The sequence below is a fragment of the Hydrogenibacillus schlegelii genome, from assembly GCF_001653195.1.
Classification (GTDB): domain Bacteria; phylum Bacillota; class Bacilli; order Thermicanales; family DSM-22653; genus Hydrogenibacillus; species Hydrogenibacillus schlegelii.
In genome coordinates, this window is record NZ_JXBB01000005.1 from 52,313 (window position 1) to 69,902 (window position 17,590).

Sequence of the window (17,590 nt, forward strand, 5' to 3'; positions counted from 1 at the left end):
ATGCCCACGGGGACGATCGTCAAGGCCGTCGGCGGCTTTTACGACGTCGCCCCGGACGACGCGCCGAGGCGGATCGTGCGCTGCCGGGCCCGAGGCGTGTTTCGCAAAGAAAACCTCATCCCGCTGGCCGGCGATCGGGTCCGCTTCACGCCCATCGGCGCCGGCGAAGGGTGGATCGAGACGATCGAGCCGCGGAAAAACGCCTTCGTTCGGCCGCCGGTGGCGAACGTCGACCGGATCCTCGTCGTCCACAGCGTTGCGATGCCGCCCCTATCCCGCCGGGCGATCGATCGGATCCTCGTGCTCGCCGAAGCCCGGGGCGTCGAAGGGGCGATCGTCCTCACCAAGCAGGACCTTCTCGCCGAGCTTCCGGACGAGGAGCGGGCGGAGGGGGAGCGGGAGACGGCCGAGGCGGTGCGGGTTTACCGGTCCGCCGGCTACCCGGTCGTCCTCGCAAGCGCGCCGAGCGGCGCGGGTATCGAGGCCGTCCGGCGGCTGCTCACCGGTCGAATCACCGTCCTCGCGGGGCCGTCCGGCGTCGGGAAGTCGACGCTTCTTCGGGCCCTGGTGCCGGAGCGGGCGGCGGCGATCGCCGTCGGCGCGGTGAGCGCCCGAACCGCTCGGGGCCGCCACACGACCCGGGCGGTGGAACTGCTTTCTGCCGGCGGCGGCTGGATCGCCGATACGCCGGGCTTTACGGCCCTCGAGCTCGACCTTTCGCCGGAAGCGCTGGGGGCCGCCTTTCCGGAGTTTCGCCCCTACGCGCCGGCGTGCCGGTATCGCGGGTGCCTCCACGAGGCGGAGCCGGGATGCGCCGTTCGGGCGGCCGTCGAGTCGGGAGCGATCGACGCCCTCCGGTACCGGCATTATCTTCAGTTTCTGGCGGAGCTCAAAGAACGGGAAGAAAAGAGGTATCGCTGACGTGGCCGTGCGCATCGCTCCGTCCATCCTGGCCGCCGACTTCGGCTGCTTCCGGGCCGCCCTGGAAGCGATCGAAGGGGCGGTCGACATCGTCCACTTCGACGTCATGGACGGACACTTTGTCCCGAACCTCACCTTCGGGCCGGCGCTCATCCGGGCGCTCCGGCCGGCGTCGAAGCTCGTCTTCGACGTGCACCTCATGATCGAGCGGCCGGAAACGTCGCTTTCGAGCTACATCGACGCCGGCGCCGATCGGGTGGCGATCCACCACGAAGCCACCCCCCACGTCCACCGGGCGCTCATGATGATTCGGGAGGCGGGCCGGCAGGCAGGGCTTGCGATCAACCCCGGAACGCCGGTGGAGGCGGTGTTTCCGCTCCTGGATGCCGTCGACTACGTCCTCGTCATGACGGTGAACCCCGGCTTCGGCGGCCAAAGCCTCATCCCGGCGACGCTAAAGAAGGTCGCCGCCTTAAGGCGCCGGCTCGCCGAGGGCGGCCGGCGGATCCCGATCATGGTCGACGGCGGCATCGACCCGACGACGATCGGGCCGGCGAAGGCGGCCGGCGCAGACGAGTTCGTCGCCGGCACCGCCGTCTTCGGCACCGGCGATCCCCGGGCGGCGATCGCCGCCCTCAAGGAGGCCGCCGGAAGGATGACGGGCGGCCGGTAGCGCCGGGCGTCCGGCGGCCGGCCCGCCGGGAGAGGAGAGGGCGCATGCGGACCGACTATCACATCCACCTGCACGAGTCCAACGGGCTTTCGCTCGAGTGGCTCAAAGTCTACGTCGAGGCGGCGCAGGCGGCGGGAATCGAGGAGATCGGCATCTCGGAGCACGCGTATTTTTTCGACGAGACGGCCGGAATTCTTACCCACCCGTGGGCGGAGCGGCGCCGGACGCTCAAGTTCAAAGACTACGTCGCCCTGTACGAGGCGGCGCAGGCGGCGAATCTCCCCGTCCGGTTCGGCCTCGAGATGGACTATATCCCCGGCAAGGAAGAGGCGATCGCCCGCTTCATCGAGCGCTATCCGTTCGATTACGTCATCGGTTCGGTCCACTGGATCGGCGACTGGGGGATCGATCTCGCCGAGTTTCGGGACGAGTACGAACGACGGAAGATCGACGAGGTCTATGAAGCGTATTTCGATCAGGTCGTCACCCTCGCCGAAAGCCGGCTTTTTCAGTTCGTCGGCCACATCGACCTGGTGAAGATCTTCGGCTACCGGCCGAAAGACGGAGCGTTCCTCGAGGCGCAGTACGACCGGGTCGTCGCGGCGCTCCAAAAAAACGGCACGCTGATCGAAGTGTCGACGGCGGGCCTCAGGAAGCCCGTCGGGGAGATCTACCCCTCCCCGCAGCTTCTGGAAAAGTGCCGCGCCGCCGGCGTCGGCATCGTCCTGTCGAGCGACGCCCACCACCCGAAGCACGTCGGCTACCGGTTCGAGGAGGCGGTCGCCCTGGCGAAGGCCGTCGGCTACACGGAGATCCACCGCTTTGAGGGGCGGCGGGCCATTCCGGTGCCCCTCGACTGACGGGTCCCGCGGCGGGCCGGGTTCCCGACGGGCCGGACGCTTCGGCGGACCGGAGCGCTTCGGCAGAGCGGGCTTCTCGAAGGGCGACGCCTGGCGACGGACCTCCGGCCGGGGCCGGCGGGTCGGGCGGGTGCGGCCGATCATTGTGGTCCGGGAGGGATGGCGATGGTGGGGGTGCTCTTCGTCTGCTCCGGCAACATCTGCCGGTCGCCTCTCGCGGAGGCGCTTTTCCGGCGGCGCCTCGAAGAGGTCGGCCTCGACGGGAAGGTGGTCGTCGATTCCGCCGGGACGGGCGCCTGGCATGTGGGCGAGCCGCCGTGCCCGGGGACGCTGGCGACGCTCCGGCGGCTCGGCCTTTCCGCCGACGGCCTCATGGCCCGGCAGGTGACGGACGACGATTTTCACACGTTTGATTACATCTTGGCGATGGACCGGGAAAATCTGGCGATCCTCGAGCGGCGCCGGAAGCGGCTGTTCGGCGACGACCCGCAGACGGGGCCCGTGATCGAGCTTTTTCTCCGCTACGCGCCGGAGCTCGGCGTCCTCGACGTGAACGACCCGTACTACAACGGACGTCACGACCTCACGTACCGCCAGGTGGCCGCCGGCGTCGAAGGGTTCCTCAAACACCTGAGCGGGGAAATGGGGCGGCTGGCCCATGAGGCCTGAACTTCCGGCGGAATTCGCCCGGCTTCTCGTCCGGGCGGACCGGTGCTCCGAAGCGGAGGCGAGGGCGATTCGGCTTGAACCCCTCGGGCAGGCCCACGGGGCGAGCCGCGGCCGGCTGGAGACGCCGTGCGGGACGTATTTTGTCAAGTGGACGGAGGCCGGCCCCGGCGTCGAGCGGCTGCGCGGGGAGGCGGCGGGGCTGAGGGCGCTTTACGCCGCCGGGGCCTGCCGGGTGCCGGAGGTGCTCGCCGAGGGGGCGCTGTCCGCCGGCGGCCATGCCTTCGTTCTCCCCTGGCTCGACGAGGGGCAGAGCCGCCAGGAGGCCGGGCCGCGGCTGGGCGCGTGCCTCGCCGCCCTGCACCGGAACCTGGAGCCGGAAGGGCGGTACGGCTTCGTCCGCCCGACGCCGATCGGGGCGTTTTTGCAGCCGAACGCCTGGGCCGACGACTGGGTTGCGTTTTACGGCCGCCGGCGCCTCCAGCCGGTGATGGAACGGCTGCACGCGACCGGGCGCCTGTCGCCGGAGCGGCGGCGGCGGCTCGAGCGGCTCGTGGAGCGCCTGGACGACTATTTGCCCCGGCGGCCGGCGCCGTCCCTCCTGCATGGCGATTTCTGGGGCGGGAACTGGCTCGTCGACGGGAAGGGAGAGCCGGTCCTCTTCGACCCGGCGGTCGCCTACGGCGATCGGGAGATGGACCTCGCGATGGCCGCCCTCTTCGGCGGGTTTCCGCCGGCCTTTTTCGCGGCGTACCGGGAGGCGTATCCGCCGGAGCCCGGGGCGGAAGAGCGGCGCCCGCTGTATCAACTGTATTACCTGCTTTTGCACCTTCTCTTTTTCGGCGAAAGCTACGGGCCGGACGTCGACAGCGTGCTTCGGCGCTACGTCGGCTGACGGGCGCCCCGGGCGACGGAGCGGGGGCGTCGCCGCAACCCGCGGCGGGCGGGGGGGCCGGGACCGCCCGGTGCAGTCGCGGAACGGCCGGGTGGCGGGATCGTTCCGCCGCCGAAGCGGCGATCGGCCCGGGCGCGGAATGGAGCGCGTTTTTTGAGCGGTTGCTGGCGATCGGCCCGAGCGCGGAAAGGGGGCGTCGGATGCGGCTCCTCAGGGTGGAACCGCTTCCGGCTTCGACGGTGCTGGCGTTTGGCGACGATGCGATTGAACAGGTGATCAGCCTGGACCGGGAGGGGCGGCCGTTTTACGTCTACGATCGGGAGCGGGCCTGGAAGCGGGGCCTGGACGGCCGGCTCCACGTTCGCGGGCGGGACGCCTCCGGCCGGCGCCTCAGGAAAACGCTTTCCCGCCCGGAGGCGCTTCGCCTCTACGGCCGGTGGCTGGACGCCGCCGCCGTGGCGTCGGAGGCCCTCGGCCCCCGCGCGCGGGAGATCCTCCGCTGGACGCCGGAGGCCCTCCTGGACGGGGAGGGGCGCCGTTACCGGGCGGCGTATCGCTGGCCGGTGAGCATCCTCCCGCCCGATGCGTATCTGGACGTCGTGCTGCAGGCGACGTACGGCTGCACGTGGAACCGCTGCACGTTTTGTGCGTTTTACCGCGATCGGCCCTTTCAGAAGCGGGACCCGGAGGCGTTTCGCGATCACGTCGAGGCGGTGCGGGCGCTTCTCGGGCGCGGCATCGCGCTGAGAAAGGGGATCTTCCTCGCCGACGGGAACGCCCTCGCGCTCGGGGAGGCGATCCTCCCGCTGTTCGACATCGCGCGGGCGGCGTTTCCCGGACGGTCATTTGCCGCTTTTCTCGACCTCTGGTCCGGGAGCAAAAAGACGCCCGATTGGTGGCGGCGCCTCTTTGATCGGGGGCTTCGGAAGGTGGCGATCGGCGTCGAGTCGGGCGACCCGTCCCTCCTTCGGACGCTCAACAAGCCGGGGGACCCCCGCGAGCTGCTGCCCTTCGTCCGGACGCTCAAGGAGGCCGGGCTTGCCCTTCGCCTCATCTTTCTCGTCGGCGCCGGCGGGGCGCCCTTTCGGGAGGCGCACTTAAGCCGCAGCCTTGATCTCCTGGCGGCGCTTCCCCTCGGGCCGGAGGACGTCGTGTACCTCTCGCCCCTCGTCCCGGAACCGGGGACGCCGTACGCGGCGGCGGCGCCGGAGCCGGTCGAAGACCTCGACGCGGAGCTCATCCGGTGGGCATCGTCCGTCCGGCGCCTCGGCCTCCGGGTGAGCCGGTACGACATCCGCGAGTTCGTCTACTGAACCGATCCTCCGTCCCCGCCCGGCCGCCGGGGACCCGAGCGCAGGTCGCCGCGGGGATGCGGTGCGGCTTGAGACGGGCGCCCCGGGCGCAGAGATCGACGGTCATGCGCCCCTCAGACCGGGCAGATGCTGAAACTATGTTGTATCCTTCTGCCAAAGGAGGGGCAATCTATGAAACAAACAAAATTCATTCCCGGCTCTCCATCAAACTCAAAGCGGCTTTGGAACGAATCAAAGGCGAAGAAACGCTCGTCGAACGCTCCCGGGAATCCGGCGTTCATCCGAACCCCCTCTTGAAGGGAAAGCTTCCCCTCCTGAAAAAAGGCGCCGAACGCTTTGAGCCTCCGAACAAAGAGCGGATTCCCGAAGCGCATCCGTGATTGGGTTGAGTTCCTCGGCAAAAAGGAGGTCGAAATCGCGCGCCTCACAAACTTCCTCGGGCCGGGGAGCGAGATCAACTTCCGCTTCAGGAGCGCATCCGTCTGGCGCAAGAGGCGCTGGCCGGGCGGCTGGCTCCCCTGCCGGTTCTCCTCAAGACGCTTCGCATTCCACGAGCGACGGGACGACCAGAAAAAGCGCCGGGAAGCCGAGAAGAAACGAAGGGAGTCCGATGCAGCGCTCAAGTCGCAGATCGAAGCCATCCTTCGGGAACATCCGGAGTCCGGCGATCGCCGCCTCGAGGCCGAGCACAGGCGGCGGGGGATGGTCGGAGGCAGGAGCGGGTTCGGCGTCTTCTCCACCCGTTTGAGCTTTCCCTCACGCGAAAGGTGAGAAAACCGAAGCCCAATCCGCTGCTCGAGACGGTCGTTCTGGCCAAAGAACGGGCGAATCTCGCCCTTCGCCTTCTTTCCGAACGGGAACCGGACGCCTTTGAGGTGCTCTACACCGATTTCACGCAGCTCGTCTATGGCGGCGGGAAGGTTTGGTTTTTGCCGATTCTGGACCATCGGACCCGCACGGGAACGTCGAAGCCCTCGATGCGCTTTTGGCCGGTCGGATCCGGACCTATAACGAGCACCGGCTGCATTCAAGCCTGCGGGACAAAACGCCCCAAGGAACGCTTACAGAAGCCCTGAGCACAAGCGAGGTCTGCATCACATAGGAATACCGATAAAATTGTCTAATTTAAAGGGCACGGTTCCTAGTCCATCATGAGGTATTCAGCCACCATTGAAATGAGGATACTCCGTGTGCCGTATTCTCCCAGATGATCGGCGTGTGATTGGCGCGCCGCCAGGAGGAGATAAAAACATGATGATCTATCATCCGACCTCCAGAAGTATTCTGAGTATCTTGATGATAATCCTTATGGCGCTGATCGGTGCCTGTCAAGGCCCCGGCGCGGGGCATGAAAGGGGAGAGGCGGAGCATGGAGGGAGAACCGTGAACCGGGATACCGTAAACGGGGGGAGCGCAAACGGGGAGACCATGAACGGAAAACAACCCCTGCCGATCGCGTTCCGTGTCGTTGCTTCAGAGAAAACGCTGCCCGCCGATTTTACCAGCGTCGCGCCGGAGGACGTCCTCATCCGACTCGCGACAAACGACGATAACCTCAAAGCTCTGTGGTCCTACTTCGGCCTTCGAAACTCGATGCCGTCCGTTCCGTGGGATCGGGAATTCATCTTGTTTTTGGGCACAGGTGAACCGAGCAATTGTCCGCTGCACGTCAAGGGAATCACCTTTGATCGTGACAGAGGTCGGCTTAAGCTTCACCTGGAGAAATACACCGAGCCAGGGAGCGTCTGTTACGCAAACTTCTCTCCGCGCACCTTTGCTTTGGCCCTTCCCCGGGAACCGATGAACTCGGGCTGGCGCGAGGTTCAGGTTCTGGGCGTACCGAGAGAACCTGTGGTGCCGCTGGAAACGCCGTGAATCCTTGTCGGCTAAAAAGCGGGGGCCGGAGAACACTCCGGTCCCGCCGTACGGAATGCACCATCCTGTCACTCTTTGTTGGATCCGTTAACGGACTCCTAAGTTCCCCAGCTCTTTCTCGATGTTGTACATGTTACTAAAAACAAAGAGGTCAGAGCTACCGCCCCACAGTAAACCGTAAAGGGTAACTTCGTTGCCGCCGTGCCAGTAGAACACCGGCGAGCCGCTATCACCCCCGCCGCTTCCCGCAGCCACGATATCTTGACCCAAGAGCGTGATATCGCTGCCCGCTTGGTTGACGTCCACACACGTCCCGGTCACTTTGCCGTACGTCCAACCCGTGGTTCGGCCAATCTTGTCCAGGATCTGTCCGGCATACGGGCTTCCGGCCTTTCCAAGCGGACGACGAATGGCGACACCGAAGGCGTGCACACGAAGATCACACGGCTGAAACGGATCCGTTACGGCTTCAAAAACCGCGAAGTGTATGTCCGGAAGATGCCTTTGGTCTTTATTCCCTTCGCTCATCGGATCACCTGATCACACTTTTTGACATGGAGCCGCGCGGACCTTGCTTCTTGAAGCGGTTTTCACTATGCTGGAAGGGAATCCCCGTTCCTCAACGTCAACGTGAACCGATCCGCCCGGCGCACCGCAAAATCGACCACCGGTGAAAGGAGCGGTGAGGATGGATCCTCAGGCGAAGAAGACGGCGTTGCGCGGCATCACGTACGGGCTTTATCTCATCGGCACGAAGGATGCGTCGACGGTGAACGCCTTTGCCGGCAACTGGCTCACCCAAACGTCGTTCGATCCGCCGCTCGTCGCGCTGGCGGTCAAGGCGGGAACGCGCTCTCAGGAGCAGATCAAGGCGAGCGGCGTTTTCAGCGTGAACATCCTCGCCTCCGGCCAGAAGGAAATGGCGACCGCCTTTTTCAAACACGTGGAGCCGGAGGGGAATCGCCTCGCCGGGTACGAGTTTTACACGACGGAGATCACCGGCTGTCCGATCTTCAAGGACGCGCTCAGCTATTTTGAATGCAAAGTCGTCGAGGCGGTGGAGCGGGGCGATCACTACATCTACGTCGGCGAGGTCATCGGCGCCGGCGTTCACCGGGAAGGGGAGCCGCTCACGCTCAGGGAGACCGGGTTTTACTACGGCGGATAACGGGGGAGCGGACGGATAACGGGGGAACGGTCGGATAACGGTCGGAAAAAGGCGGAAAACGGGCGGAGAACGGGCGGACACGGCCGGATCACGGTCGCATAACGGGCGCAGGCGGCAGGCGGCCCGCCGTGGGCAGGCGTCGTGCCCTCGTCCCGCCTCCCGGCATACACGGACATCGAGAGCGTCTGTGAAAGGAGGCGGGGCCCATGCGCCCGGAAGGCGCGTACGTCGTGACGCTGTTTTCCTTTGCGATCATCGTCTACGTGCTCCTCGTCCTCGTCGCCCGCGCCGAGGCGTGAACGCCGGCGCCTCCCCCTCCCGACCCGTCGGTTCCGCCCGCCGATTGCACGCGTTCGTCGGCGCCCTGTTAAATTTGCTCGCCCGTGAGGGCGAATTTTTTTGCCGGACCACTTGCATAAATATGCTTAAAGGTGTATCCTGATTCACAGCGAAGAGCGATAGCCGAAAGAAGAGGAGCGGGTCGCTTTTTTTCTTCATTACGGCCAACCGTCTTGCGGCCCACCGTGTTCTTCGATGCGGCCCAAAAAGGGGGATCCCGACTCTTCCATGGCAACCGCCCCTTCCGCTTCCAACGGCGGGCTTCGCGTCGCCGTCGTCGGCACCGGCTACGGAAGCGCCGAGCTGGTGCGGCTCCTCCTCGATCACCCGGACGTCGGAGAGATTCGCCTCTACACCCATTCCCGGGATGGGGAGGCGATCGACGCCCTCTATCCGCACCTCGCCGGCTTTCTCGACGTGAGTCTCCGGGCGTACGATCCGGGGGAGGTCGCCTCGGTCGATGTGTCTTTTTTTGCAACGCCTCACGGCGCCTCGGCGGAGCTCATCCCGCCGGTGCTCGAGCTAGGCGGCCGGGTGATCGATCTTTCCGGCGATTTTCGCCTGAAGGACGGGTCGGCCTACGAGGCCTGGTACGGCCGGCCGGCGGCGCCGGCGACCTGGCGGGAAAACGCCGTCTACGGCCTCGCCGACGTCTACGGCGATGCCGTCCGCGGCGCCCGCCTCGTCGCCAACCCCGGCTGCTATCCGACGGCGGCGCTTCTCGCCCTCATCCCCCTTCTTCGGGCGGAGGCGATCGAGCCGGAGGGGATCGTCCTCGACGGCAAGTCCGGCGTCTCCGGGGCCGGGCGGGGCGTCAGCCTCGGCGTTCACTTCTCGGAGGTGAATGAAAACCTGCGGGCGTACAAAGTCGGCCGTCATCAGCACGTGCCGGAGATCGAAGCGGAGGCGGCCCGCTGGGCCGGCGGTCCGGTGCGGGTGACCTTTGTGCCGCACCTCGTTCCGATGACCCGCGGCATTCTGATGACGGTCTACGCCCGCTGGCGCGGGGCGCCGACGGACACGGAAGGGCTTGTCGACCTGTACCGGAAGGCGTACGGCGGAAAGCCGTTCGTCCGCGTCCTTCCGCCCGGACGCCAGCCGGAGACGAAGCACGTCGCCGGCACGAACCTCGCCGACATCGGGGCCGTCTTCGACGGGCGGACGAACACGGCGATCGTCACCGTCGCCATCGATAACCTGGTGAAAGGAGCCGCCGGGCAGGCGGTCCAGAACATGAACCTCCTCTTCGGCCGGCCGGAGACGCTGGGCCTCCGGCGGGTGCCGCTCTTTCCCTGACCGGCCCCGCCGGAGGCTTTCGCCCAAAGCCCTGCCGCTCGAGCTTTTTCCGCTCAGCCTTGAAGAGAACGAGGTGGCCCGGTGTGGGAAATTCAGCCATCGATACCGCCCTCCTTTCGGCGGACGTCGCCGTCACCCTGCTTCCGGAAGGCTTCTACGCCGGCGGGGTGCGCGTCGGCATCAAACGAAAACGCCGGGACCTCGGCTGGATCGTGAGCGACGTTCCGGCCGCCGCGGCGGCCGTCTACACGCAAAACGCCTACCCGGCGGCGCCGATCCGCCTCATGCGGGAAACCCTCGGCGGAAGCGGCGTCCTGCGGGGAGTGATCGTCAACTCCGGCAATGCCAACGCCCTCACCGGCGAAACCGGCCTCGACGACGCCCGCACGATGCAACGGGCGTTTGCCGAGCGGATCGGGGCCCCTCCGGAGGCGGTCGCCGTCGCCTCGACCGGCGTGATCGGCGTCCCGCTTCCGATGGACAAAATCCTCGCCGGCATCGCCGCCGTCCCGATGCCGCCGGAAAAAGACCCGGCGGCCTTTGCCGAGGCGATCCTCACGACCGACACGCGGACGAAGGCTGCCGCCGTTCGCCTCCGGGCCGGCGGCGCCGACGGGCTTGTCGTCGGCTTCGCCAAAGGCTCCGGCATGATCCGGCCGAACATGGCGACGATGCTGGCCTTTCTTCTGACCGACCTTGCGGTCGAGGCTTCGTTTCTTTCCGCCGCCTTCCGGGACGTCGTCCGCCGGACGTTCAACCGCGTCTCGGTCGACACCGACGCCAGCACGAACGACATGGCCCTCGTCCTCGCGAACGGCCGGGCCGGCGGCGAGGCGATCACCGCCGACCATCCGGATGCGCCGGCGTTCCGGGAGGCCCTCTTCGCCGTCTCCCGCGCCCTCGCGCGGGAGATCGCCCGGGACGGGGAGGGGGCGACGAAGCTCATCGAAGTGACCGTGCGGGGCGCCCGGGACGAGGCGACCGCCGAGGCGCTGGCGATGGCCGTCGTGGAATCGCCCCTCGTCAAGACCGCCGTCTACGGCGAAGACCCGAACTGGGGCCGGATCGTCGCCGCCCTCGGCAAAAGCGGCGCGGCTTTCAATCCGGCCGGCGTGGAGGTCAAAATCGGCGACGTCGTCGTCTTCGCCGACGATCGCCCGGCATCGTTCGATGAAACCGAAGCCCGGGCGGCCCTCGCCGGGAACGAAGTGGCGATCCACGTCCGCCTGACCGACGGCGACGGCGAGGCGACGGCGTGGGGCTGCGATCTGACCGAAGGCTACGTCAAGATCAACGCCCTGTACCGGACCTAAGGGGCGGCGAGATCGCCCGCAGGGCCTTCGAAGAAGGCCGTTTCCGCCGAAAGCAGACGCTCCTTACCTTTTTGGACCCAAACAAACAGAGGGAGTGGAGAGCCGGATGGAGACGGGCGGCCTGGTGATCAAAATCGGGGGGAGCGTCCTCGATGCCGCAGGCGCCGCCTGGTTCGGAGCGCTCAAGGCGCTCGCGGACGAGCGGCCGATCGTCGTCGTTCACGGCGGCGGGCCGGCGATCGACGCCCGCCTGAAGTCGCTCGGGCTGGCGATCGAAAAGCGGGGCGGCCTCCGGGTGACCGATGCGGCGACGCTCGCCGTCGTCGAAGGGGTCCTCGCCGGCGAGCTGAACGGCGCCGTCGTTCGGACGCTCCTTCGGGCCGGCGTGCCGGCGTGGGGCGTAAGCGGCGCTGCCGCCCGCCTCATCGCCGTCGAGCCGAAGGACGGCGGTGCCCTCGGTCGGGTCGGCACCATCCGGGCGGTCGACCCGGCGCCGCTTCGGGCGATTCAGAAGGCCGGCTGCGTGCCCGTCGTCGCGCCCCTCGGTCTCGGGCCGGACGGGGAGGCGTACAATGTAAACGCCGATGAGGCGGCTGCCGCCCTCGCCGCCGCCCTCGGCTACGGCGTCGTCTTCGTGAGCGACGTCCCCGGCGTCCTTGTGGAGACGCCGGCCGGTCGGACGGTGCTGCCGGCGCTTCCGGCCGCCGAAGCGGAGGCGCACATCGCCGGCGGCGCGATCACCGGCGGCATGATTCCGAAGGTGCGGGCGGCCGTCCGGGCCGTCGAGGGCGGGGCGCCGGCGGCGTGGATCGTCGGCGCAGATCCGGCGGCCCTCCTCGCCGTCGGCCGGTGTGGATCGCCGGTGGCGCCGGTTCCTTCGGACGTCCAGGGAGCGCCGATCGGGACGCGCATCGTCGCGGACGGAGCCGACGGATCGGGCCTCGGCGACCGGTCCGCCGGTCCCGGTTTGAGGGCGGATAAGACGGCCGAGTCCGCGGTCGCCGCTGCCGCTCCCGCCGCCGACCGGCCAAGCCCGACGGCGTTCGGCGGCGATCAGGCCGAGCCCCGTGCGGCCGACACCCCGGGGGCCGGGAGCGGTGCCGCCGCCGGCGACACCGGGTGGGGCCGTTTTTCGGGAACGGAAGGAGGCATGTCCGATGCCCGGGTCGTCCGTCCTCTTTGACACGTACGCCCGTTTTCCCGTCCGGATCGTCCGCGGGGAGGGGGCCTACGTCGTCGACGCCGCCGGCCGCCGGTACCTCGATTTCACCTCCGGCATCGCCGTGCTCTCCCTCGGCCACGTCCCGCCGGCGGTCAAAAAGCGCCTCGAGGCGCAGCTCGAGGCGCTCTGGCACACGTCCAACCTTTTTGAAAGCCCCCACCAGGAGGCCGTCGCCGAGCGGCTCGTCCGTCTGAGCTTTGCCGACCGGGTCCTGTTCGTCAACAGCGGGACCGAGGCGAACGAGGCGGCGATCAAGCTCGTCCGGCGCTACGCCCGGAAGGTCCGAGGCCTGGACGGCGGCACGATCGTCGCTTTTCACCGGTCGTTTCACGGCCGGACGATGGGGGCCCTTTCGGCGACCGGCCAGCCGGCCCACTGGGACGGCTTTGAGCCGATGCTCCCGGGCTTTCGGTTTCTCCCGTATAACGATCCGGCGGCCCTCGAGGCGATCGACGGGACGACCATCGCCGTCATGCTCGAGCTCGTGCAGGGGGAAGGGGGCGTCACGCCGGCGGACCCCGCATGGGTGCAGGCCCTCGTCGAACGGTCCCGGGCTCAGGGCGCCCTCGTCATCGTCGACGAAGTGCAGACGGGTATCGGCCGAACGGGGACGCTTTTTGCCTACGAACAGTACGGGTTTGAACCCGACGTCATGACCCTCGCCAAGGGACTCGGCGCCGGCGTGCCGGTGGGGGCCCTCCTCGCCCGGGAGGCGGTCGCCGCCGTCTTCGGACCCGGCACCCACGGCTCGACGTTCGGCGGGAATCCCCTGGCGATGGCCGCCGCCGAGGCGGTGCTCGATGTGGTCGCCGATCCCGCCTTCCTCGCCCGGGTCCGGGAGGCGGCGACCCGGCTCCGCCGCGGCCTCGATGCGATCGCCGGGCGGCATGCCGGCCTCGAAGTGCGGGGACTGGGGCTTCTCCTCGGCCTCGGCCTGTCGCCGGAGCATTTTCCGGACGGCGCCCGGCCCCTCGTCGACCGCCTCCGGGAAGCGGGCGTCCTCGTCCTCACCGCCGGGCCGAACGTCGTCCGCATCCTGCCGCCCCTTACCGTCGGCGAAGCGGAGATCGACCGGTTTCTCGCCGCCCTCGACGCCGTCTTAAAGGAGCGCTCCGCCGCCGGCATTCCGGGGAGCGAATGAGACCGAGGCGCCGGGGCGGCCGGTGCCGAAGCCGCCCCACCGGCCGGGCATCAGCGCCGACCGGAGGCTTCTGCGCGCCGGAGCGCCTCCCGGAGGGACGGGACGATGCAGTCGGCGTCGTCCGCTTCGCCGAGGCCGTAAGGATCGACGAAGACCGTGTAGAGGCCGAGGCGCCGGGCGGGGGCGATGTCGTTCGGCCAGTTGTCGCCGACGCTCACCGCTTCTTCCGGCCGGACGCCGAACTCGGCGAGCAGCCGGAGGAGATGCCCTTCCGTCTTCGCCGGCTTTTCCGCCCAGAAGATCAGGGCGTCGAAGGCGTCTTCCAGGCCGAGCTTGCGGAGGATCGTCCGGCTGTCCGGCTCCGGGCTGTTCGTCATGAGGGCGGTCTTTCCGCCTCGGGCGCGGAAGCGGTCGATCCAGTCCCGGAGGCCGGGGATCGGCCGCATGACGAACGCCTCGCTCTGCATAAACGCCCGCGTGGCCAAAAACGCCTCCGCGAGGGGCTCCGGCCCGAGGCCGTAGTGGACGGCAACGGCGATCGGGAGCCACCACGGGTCGCCGATGTTCATGAGCGTCTCCCGATCGAACCGGAGCGGCTCCGGATACCGGCGGGCCACTTCGTCGGCCGGAAGCGCCCGGCCGTCCCACGTCCAGGCGCCGGTGACCCGGCCGCGGCGGTGGGCGAGGATGAGATCCGCCTGCGCGTCATACGCCCGGCCGAGGCGGAGGGTGTGCCGGCCCCGTTCGGCGTCGCGGTAATCCCGCCAGAACGCCTCCCGCGATCCGTCCGGAAGGCGGGCGGCGATCTCCTCGGCGTAGCGGTCGAAGTGGTGCGTCTCCTCGTAGAGCGTCCCGTCGAGGTCGAAAACGACGAGCTTGAAGGGATCCGGCGTCCGCACGAGGGCCCTCCTTCCAACCGGTCCGTTTTGGCGACGAAATCGGTGACGCCTCTTGGGCGCCGCCGGGCGTTTTACCCTCTCGGAGAGGCGGTTTCCTCACCATCACTCTGACATGACTTTCCGCCGACGTCAAGCGCTGGGCCGTCCGGCCTGCTCAGGCGATGGTCGGCCGGGGCGCGCCGCCCCCGCCGGGAGCGGCAGCCTTCGGACGAGACGCGAAAGCGGTCCGCTACGGCGGTCGGTCGGGGCGCGCCGCCCCCGTCCCTGGCGGCGACCGACGGACGGGGGGCGCCCAAGCGGCAGGCACAGCCGACGATGAAGAACGGAGGCGGGATCGCCGTGCATTTCCTCAAAATCTCCGATTGGACGGCCGAAGTGCTGGAACAGGTCGTCCGGGGCGCCGCGGCCGTCAAGCGCCGGCGACGCGAAGTGCAAAAGGAAGCGCCCCTCGCCGGCCGGACGCTGGCGATGATCTTCGAAAGACCGTCCACCCGGACTCGGGTCGCCTTCGAAGTCGGGATGCTCGAACTCGGCGGGCAGGCGATCGTCCTGAGGTCGGAAGAAATGCAGCTCGGCCGGGGTGAGCCGATCGAGGACACGGCCCGGGTTCTCGCCCGCTACGTCGACGCGGTCATGATCCGGACGACCGCCCACGAACGGATCGAGGCCTACGCCGCCGCCAGCGCCGTCCCGGTGATCAACGGCCTGACGGACCGGCACCATCCGACGCAGGTCGTCGCCGATCTCCTGACCGTCCTCGAAAAAAAAGGCGCCCTCCGCGGGATGAAAATCGCCTACGTCGGCGACGGATGGAACAACGTGACCCACTCGTGGATCGAGGCGGCGGCCCTCCTCGGCCTCGACCTCGCCGTGGCCGCCCCGGACGTCTACGCCCCCGATCCGGCGATCGTCGCTTGGGCCGAGGCGGCGGCGGCCGAAAGCGGCGCCCGTTTCCTCTGGACGACCGATCCCGTCGCGGCCGTCGCCGATCGGGACGTCGTCATCACCGACGTCTGGACGAGCATGGGCCGGGAGGCGGAAGCGGCCGAACGGCGGGCGATCCTCGGGCCTTACCAGGTCAATGAGCGCCTGCTCGCCTCGGCGCGGCCGGATGCGATCGTCCTGCACTGCCTGCCCGCCCACCGGGGCGAAGAAGTGACCGCCGACGTCCTGGACGGGCCCCGGTCGGTCATCTTCGACGAGGCGGAAAACCGCCTCCACGCCCACAAAGCGATTCTCCTTCATCTGTTCGGCCGCCTGGAGGCCGTCCTGGCCGAAGCGGCGGAACCGGGCCGCCTGTAGGCCGCCTGAAGCGACGGCCTTCGGTGACCGAGAACGGCAAAGATCGATTTCAAGGAGAACTTCAAGGAGGTTCGTAGCAGTTACAAATAACCACCTTTTTATTGACTGAAATTCACTGTTCTGATACTATAATAGCATGGAACTTCTATCCATCCGCGAAGCGGCGAAAAAGCTCGGCGTGCACCCCAACCGTCTCCGGGAGTGGGAGAAAAAAGGGCTCATCCGACCGATTCGGCTTCCGAGCGGCCACCGAAGATACCCGACAGAAGAAATCGACCGCATCCTGAAGGCAGGAGGGATGAACGAAACAGAACCCGATGCGGTCGCTCTCTACGCCCGGGTCTCGACGAAAAAAGAGGCCGACGCGGGAAACCTCGATCGGCAGCTGGAAAGGCTTCGGGCTTACGCCGGGGAGAAAAGATACCGGGTGGTGGCCGAATACACGGACGTGGCCTCCGGCCTGAATCAGAAGCGCCGCGGATTGGACCGAATGCTTAAGGCGGCCGAACAGGGCGAGTTCAAACGGCTTCTCATCGAATCTCCCGACCGCCTGGCACGATTTGGCTTTGATTACCTCGAACGGCACCTGAAGTTCTGCGGCGTAGAAATCGAAGTGATCTCACCGAAAGAACCGGAAGAGGCGCACGCGGAGCTCGTTCAGGATCTTCTGGCCATCATCACGTCTTTTTCCGCCAGAATCTACGGCGCCCGTGGGGGAAGGAAAATCCGCCGGGGCTTTCAGGAGCTGATGCGGCGTGTCCGTGAAGAATAGCTTCACGATCATCGGAGAATTCTTCCCCGAAGTTTACCCGGCCTTTCGGTCCGGGAAGTGGGCCCGGGGCGAAGAAGATCCCCTGACCACCGAGATGCGGCTTTTCTCCGCCTGCCTGCGATGGTCTTACAAGCGGATTTTGAAGGGGTTTTCCCGCACGGAAATCAAAAAGCAAGGGCAGGATCTTTTTGGCCTCAACTCCCGCTATGTCGACGATGCCCGCCTGAAGGCGCAAGGCATGATCGATGCGCAGAAAGAACTTCTGGAGCTTGAGATCGAAACGACCGAAGCGAAGCTTCGGCGGGCGCGAAAGAAACTCGGCTGGGCCATGGAGAAACGGAGCCGGGCCGAGAAGAACGGCCTCTCGAAAGACGAACTCCGGACGCTCGATCGGACCGTCCCGGGAAGGCAGGCGCGCGTTTCCGCGCTGGAAAAGAAACTGAAGGAGTTAAGAGAACACAAAGAAAACGGAACCGTCCCCACGGCGATCTTTGGAGGAAGAAAGCTCTGGCGGAACGTTTGCAAGGGAAAGGCCACTCGAGACGAGTGGCGGGCAGCCCGCAAGAACCGGCTTTACGCCCGCGGGGACCGCACCAAAGGCGGTAACCCCAACATGAAGATTGCGTTCGACGGGCGCGAATTCCGCATGGCCGTCACCCTTTCTCACCTATCGGAACCTACCGGCGTCGACCGCCTGGGTCGTTCGATCATGCGCCGGGCGCCCCGCGTCCTTGGGCGACTCTGGATTCCCGAGAAGCACCGGGCGCGCCTTCTCGGGTGGCTCGCCGAAAAGCGGCCGTACACCGTGGAACTGATCCGGGGCCCGGACGGACGCTTTCGCGTTCACATCGCGCTGGAACTGGACGAACGTCCCGAGCCGGATCTTTCCCGCGGCGTTCTTTCCGTCGACATCAACCCCGACGGCGTGGGGCTCG

General features: G+C 67.3%; 19 protein-coding genes and 1 pseudogene. 18 read left to right on the top strand and 2 right to left on the bottom strand.

The genetic code is table 11. The features are described 5' to 3' along the window. The 11 genes from rsgA to SA87_RS02905 all read left to right on the top strand — a co-directional run bounded on the left by rsgA (nt 1) and on the right by SA87_RS02905 (nt 8,371). On the top strand, nt 1–921 hold the full coding sequence (rsgA, locus tag SA87_RS02855) for a ribosome small subunit-dependent GTPase A (RefSeq protein WP_066198902.1): 921 nt from the start codon (nt 1–3) through the stop codon (nt 919–921). Nucleotide 922: 1 nt separating this feature from the next. Beyond that, the gene (gene rpe / locus SA87_RS02860) at nt 923–1,594 is read left to right on the top strand and encodes a ribulose-phosphate 3-epimerase (RefSeq protein ID WP_211258035.1); all 672 of its coding nucleotides are present in this window, start codon (nt 923–925) and stop codon (nt 1,592–1,594) included. A 44-nt stretch (nt 1,595–1,638) separates the two neighbouring features. Then, nucleotides 1,639–2,454, top strand: a complete 816-nt coding sequence (locus SA87_RS02865; RefSeq protein WP_066198904.1) for a histidinol-phosphatase HisJ family protein — start codon at nt 1,639–1,641, stop codon at nt 2,452–2,454. Nucleotides 2,455–2,619: 165 nt separating this feature from the next. After that, nucleotides 2,620–3,123 (top strand): low molecular weight protein-tyrosine-phosphatase, encoded by a 504-nt coding sequence (locus tag SA87_RS02870; protein ID WP_066198906.1) that lies wholly within the window; start codon nt 2,620–2,622, stop codon nt 3,121–3,123. Continuing rightward, nucleotides 3,113–4,015: a fructosamine kinase family protein gene (locus tag SA87_RS02875; RefSeq protein WP_066441434.1), complete on the top strand. Its 903-nt coding sequence runs from the start codon at nt 3,113–3,115 to the stop codon at nt 4,013–4,015. The genes SA87_RS02870 and SA87_RS02875 overlap by 11 nt, the downstream gene beginning before the upstream one ends. A gap of 200 nt (nt 4,016–4,215) precedes the next feature. Beyond that, nucleotides 4,216–5,328, top strand: a complete 1,113-nt coding sequence (locus SA87_RS02880) for a radical SAM protein (RefSeq protein WP_066198908.1) — start codon at nt 4,216–4,218, stop codon at nt 5,326–5,328. A gap of 336 nt (nt 5,329–5,664) precedes the next feature. After that, complete coding sequence (locus SA87_RS13015; RefSeq protein ID WP_156516478.1) at nt 5,665–6,099, top strand: hypothetical protein; 435 nt, start codon at nt 5,665–5,667, stop codon at nt 6,097–6,099. Further along, nucleotides 6,096–6,404 (top strand): hypothetical protein, encoded by a 309-nt coding sequence (locus tag SA87_RS02890; RefSeq protein ID WP_066198912.1) that lies wholly within the window; start codon nt 6,096–6,098, stop codon nt 6,402–6,404. The genes SA87_RS13015 and SA87_RS02890 overlap by 4 nt, the downstream gene beginning before the upstream one ends. 175 nt (nt 6,405–6,579) lie before the next feature. Continuing rightward, the gene (locus tag SA87_RS02895) at nt 6,580–7,203 is read left to right on the top strand and encodes a hypothetical protein (protein WP_066198914.1); all 624 of its coding nucleotides are present in this window, start codon (nt 6,580–6,582) and stop codon (nt 7,201–7,203) included. 426 nt (nt 7,204–7,629) lie between these two features. Beyond that, nucleotides 7,630–7,743: a hypothetical protein gene (locus SA87_RS14335; RefSeq protein WP_368015016.1), complete on the top strand. Its 114-nt coding sequence runs from the start codon at nt 7,630–7,632 to the stop codon at nt 7,741–7,743. A gap of 148 nt (nt 7,744–7,891) precedes the next feature. Beyond that, nucleotides 7,892–8,371 (top strand): flavin reductase family protein, encoded by a 480-nt coding sequence (locus SA87_RS02905; protein WP_066198919.1) that lies wholly within the window; start codon nt 7,892–7,894, stop codon nt 8,369–8,371. A gap of 367 nt (nt 8,372–8,738) precedes the next feature. On the opposite strand, the gene SA87_RS13430 is transcribed toward SA87_RS02905, so the two are convergent. Beyond that, on the bottom strand, nt 8,739–8,894 hold the full coding sequence (locus SA87_RS13430; RefSeq protein ID WP_169816892.1) for a hypothetical protein: 156 nt from the start codon (nt 8,892–8,894) through the stop codon (nt 8,739–8,741). A 44-nt stretch (nt 8,895–8,938) separates the two neighbouring features. On the opposite strand from SA87_RS13430, the gene argC reads away from it, so the two are divergent. From argC to SA87_RS02925, 4 genes are all read left to right on the top strand, one after another. Next, nucleotides 8,939–10,006 (top strand): N-acetyl-gamma-glutamyl-phosphate reductase, encoded by a 1,068-nt coding sequence (gene argC / locus SA87_RS02910; protein ID WP_066198923.1) that lies wholly within the window; start codon nt 8,939–8,941, stop codon nt 10,004–10,006. Nucleotides 10,007–10,089: 83 nt separating this feature from the next. Continuing rightward, nucleotides 10,090–11,319 (top strand): bifunctional glutamate N-acetyltransferase/amino-acid acetyltransferase ArgJ, encoded by a 1,230-nt coding sequence (gene argJ / locus SA87_RS02915; RefSeq protein ID WP_245637621.1) that lies wholly within the window; start codon nt 10,090–10,092, stop codon nt 11,317–11,319. A gap of 106 nt (nt 11,320–11,425) precedes the next feature. Continuing rightward, entirely contained in the window at nt 11,426–12,502 is a 1,077-nt protein-coding gene (gene argB / locus SA87_RS02920) for an acetylglutamate kinase (RefSeq protein ID WP_156516479.1), read from the top strand. After that, nucleotides 12,477–13,682, top strand: a complete 1,206-nt coding sequence (locus tag SA87_RS02925) for an aspartate aminotransferase family protein (RefSeq protein WP_066198930.1) — start codon at nt 12,477–12,479, stop codon at nt 13,680–13,682. The genes argB and SA87_RS02925 overlap by 26 nt, the downstream gene beginning before the upstream one ends. A 50-nt stretch (nt 13,683–13,732) precedes the next feature. On the opposite strand, the gene SA87_RS02930 is transcribed toward SA87_RS02925, so the two are convergent. Then, a complete protein-coding gene (locus tag SA87_RS02930; RefSeq protein ID WP_066198932.1) occupies nt 13,733–14,581 on the bottom strand; it encodes an HAD family hydrolase in 849 nt (282 codons plus the stop codon). Between the two features lie 339 nt (nt 14,582–14,920). Here SA87_RS02930 and argF point away from each other — a divergent pair, with 339 nt between their 5' ends. The 3 genes and pseudogenes from argF to SA87_RS02945 all read left to right on the top strand — a co-directional run. Then, nucleotides 14,921–15,883 carry an ornithine carbamoyltransferase gene (gene argF / locus SA87_RS02935; RefSeq protein ID WP_245637622.1) on the top strand — a complete coding sequence of 321 codons (963 nt, stop codon included), beginning with the start codon at nt 14,921–14,923 and terminating at the stop codon, nt 15,881–15,883. Between the two features lie 136 nt (nt 15,884–16,019). Next, nucleotides 16,020–16,655, top strand: a complete 636-nt coding sequence (locus SA87_RS02940; RefSeq protein ID WP_066198937.1) for an IS607 family transposase — start codon at nt 16,020–16,022, stop codon at nt 16,653–16,655. After that, a pseudogene (locus tag SA87_RS02945) lies at nt 16,639–17,590 on the top strand (IS200/IS605 family accessory protein TnpB-related protein); the annotation flags it as partial. The gene SA87_RS02940 and the pseudogene SA87_RS02945, both read left to right, overlap by 17 nt.

Coding starts and splice junctions, on each gene's coding strand:
- rsgA (WP_066198902.1), top strand. CDS start 1: ATGCCCACGGGGACGATCGTCAAGGCCGTCGGCGGCTTTTACGACGTC.
- SA87_RS02865 (WP_066198904.1), top strand. CDS start 1,639: ATGCGGACCGACTATCACATCCACCTGCACGAGTCCAACGGGCTTTCG.
- SA87_RS02870 (WP_066198906.1), top strand. CDS start 2,620: ATGGTGGGGGTGCTCTTCGTCTGCTCCGGCAACATCTGCCGGTCGCCT.
- SA87_RS02875 (WP_066441434.1), top strand. CDS start 3,113: ATGAGGCCTGAACTTCCGGCGGAATTCGCCCGGCTTCTCGTCCGGGCG.
- SA87_RS02880 (WP_066198908.1), top strand. CDS start 4,216: ATGCGGCTCCTCAGGGTGGAACCGCTTCCGGCTTCGACGGTGCTGGCG.
- SA87_RS02895 (WP_066198914.1), top strand. CDS start 6,580: ATGATGATCTATCATCCGACCTCCAGAAGTATTCTGAGTATCTTGATG.
- SA87_RS02905 (WP_066198919.1), top strand. CDS start 7,892: ATGGATCCTCAGGCGAAGAAGACGGCGTTGCGCGGCATCACGTACGGG.
- argC (WP_066198923.1), top strand. CDS start 8,939: ATGGCAACCGCCCCTTCCGCTTCCAACGGCGGGCTTCGCGTCGCCGTC.
- argB (WP_156516479.1), top strand. CDS start 11,426: ATGGAGACGGGCGGCCTGGTGATCAAAATCGGGGGGAGCGTCCTCGAT.
- SA87_RS02925 (WP_066198930.1), top strand. CDS start 12,477: ATGCCCGGGTCGTCCGTCCTCTTTGACACGTACGCCCGTTTTCCCGTC.
- SA87_RS02940 (WP_066198937.1), top strand. CDS start 16,020: ATGGAACTTCTATCCATCCGCGAAGCGGCGAAAAAGCTCGGCGTGCAC.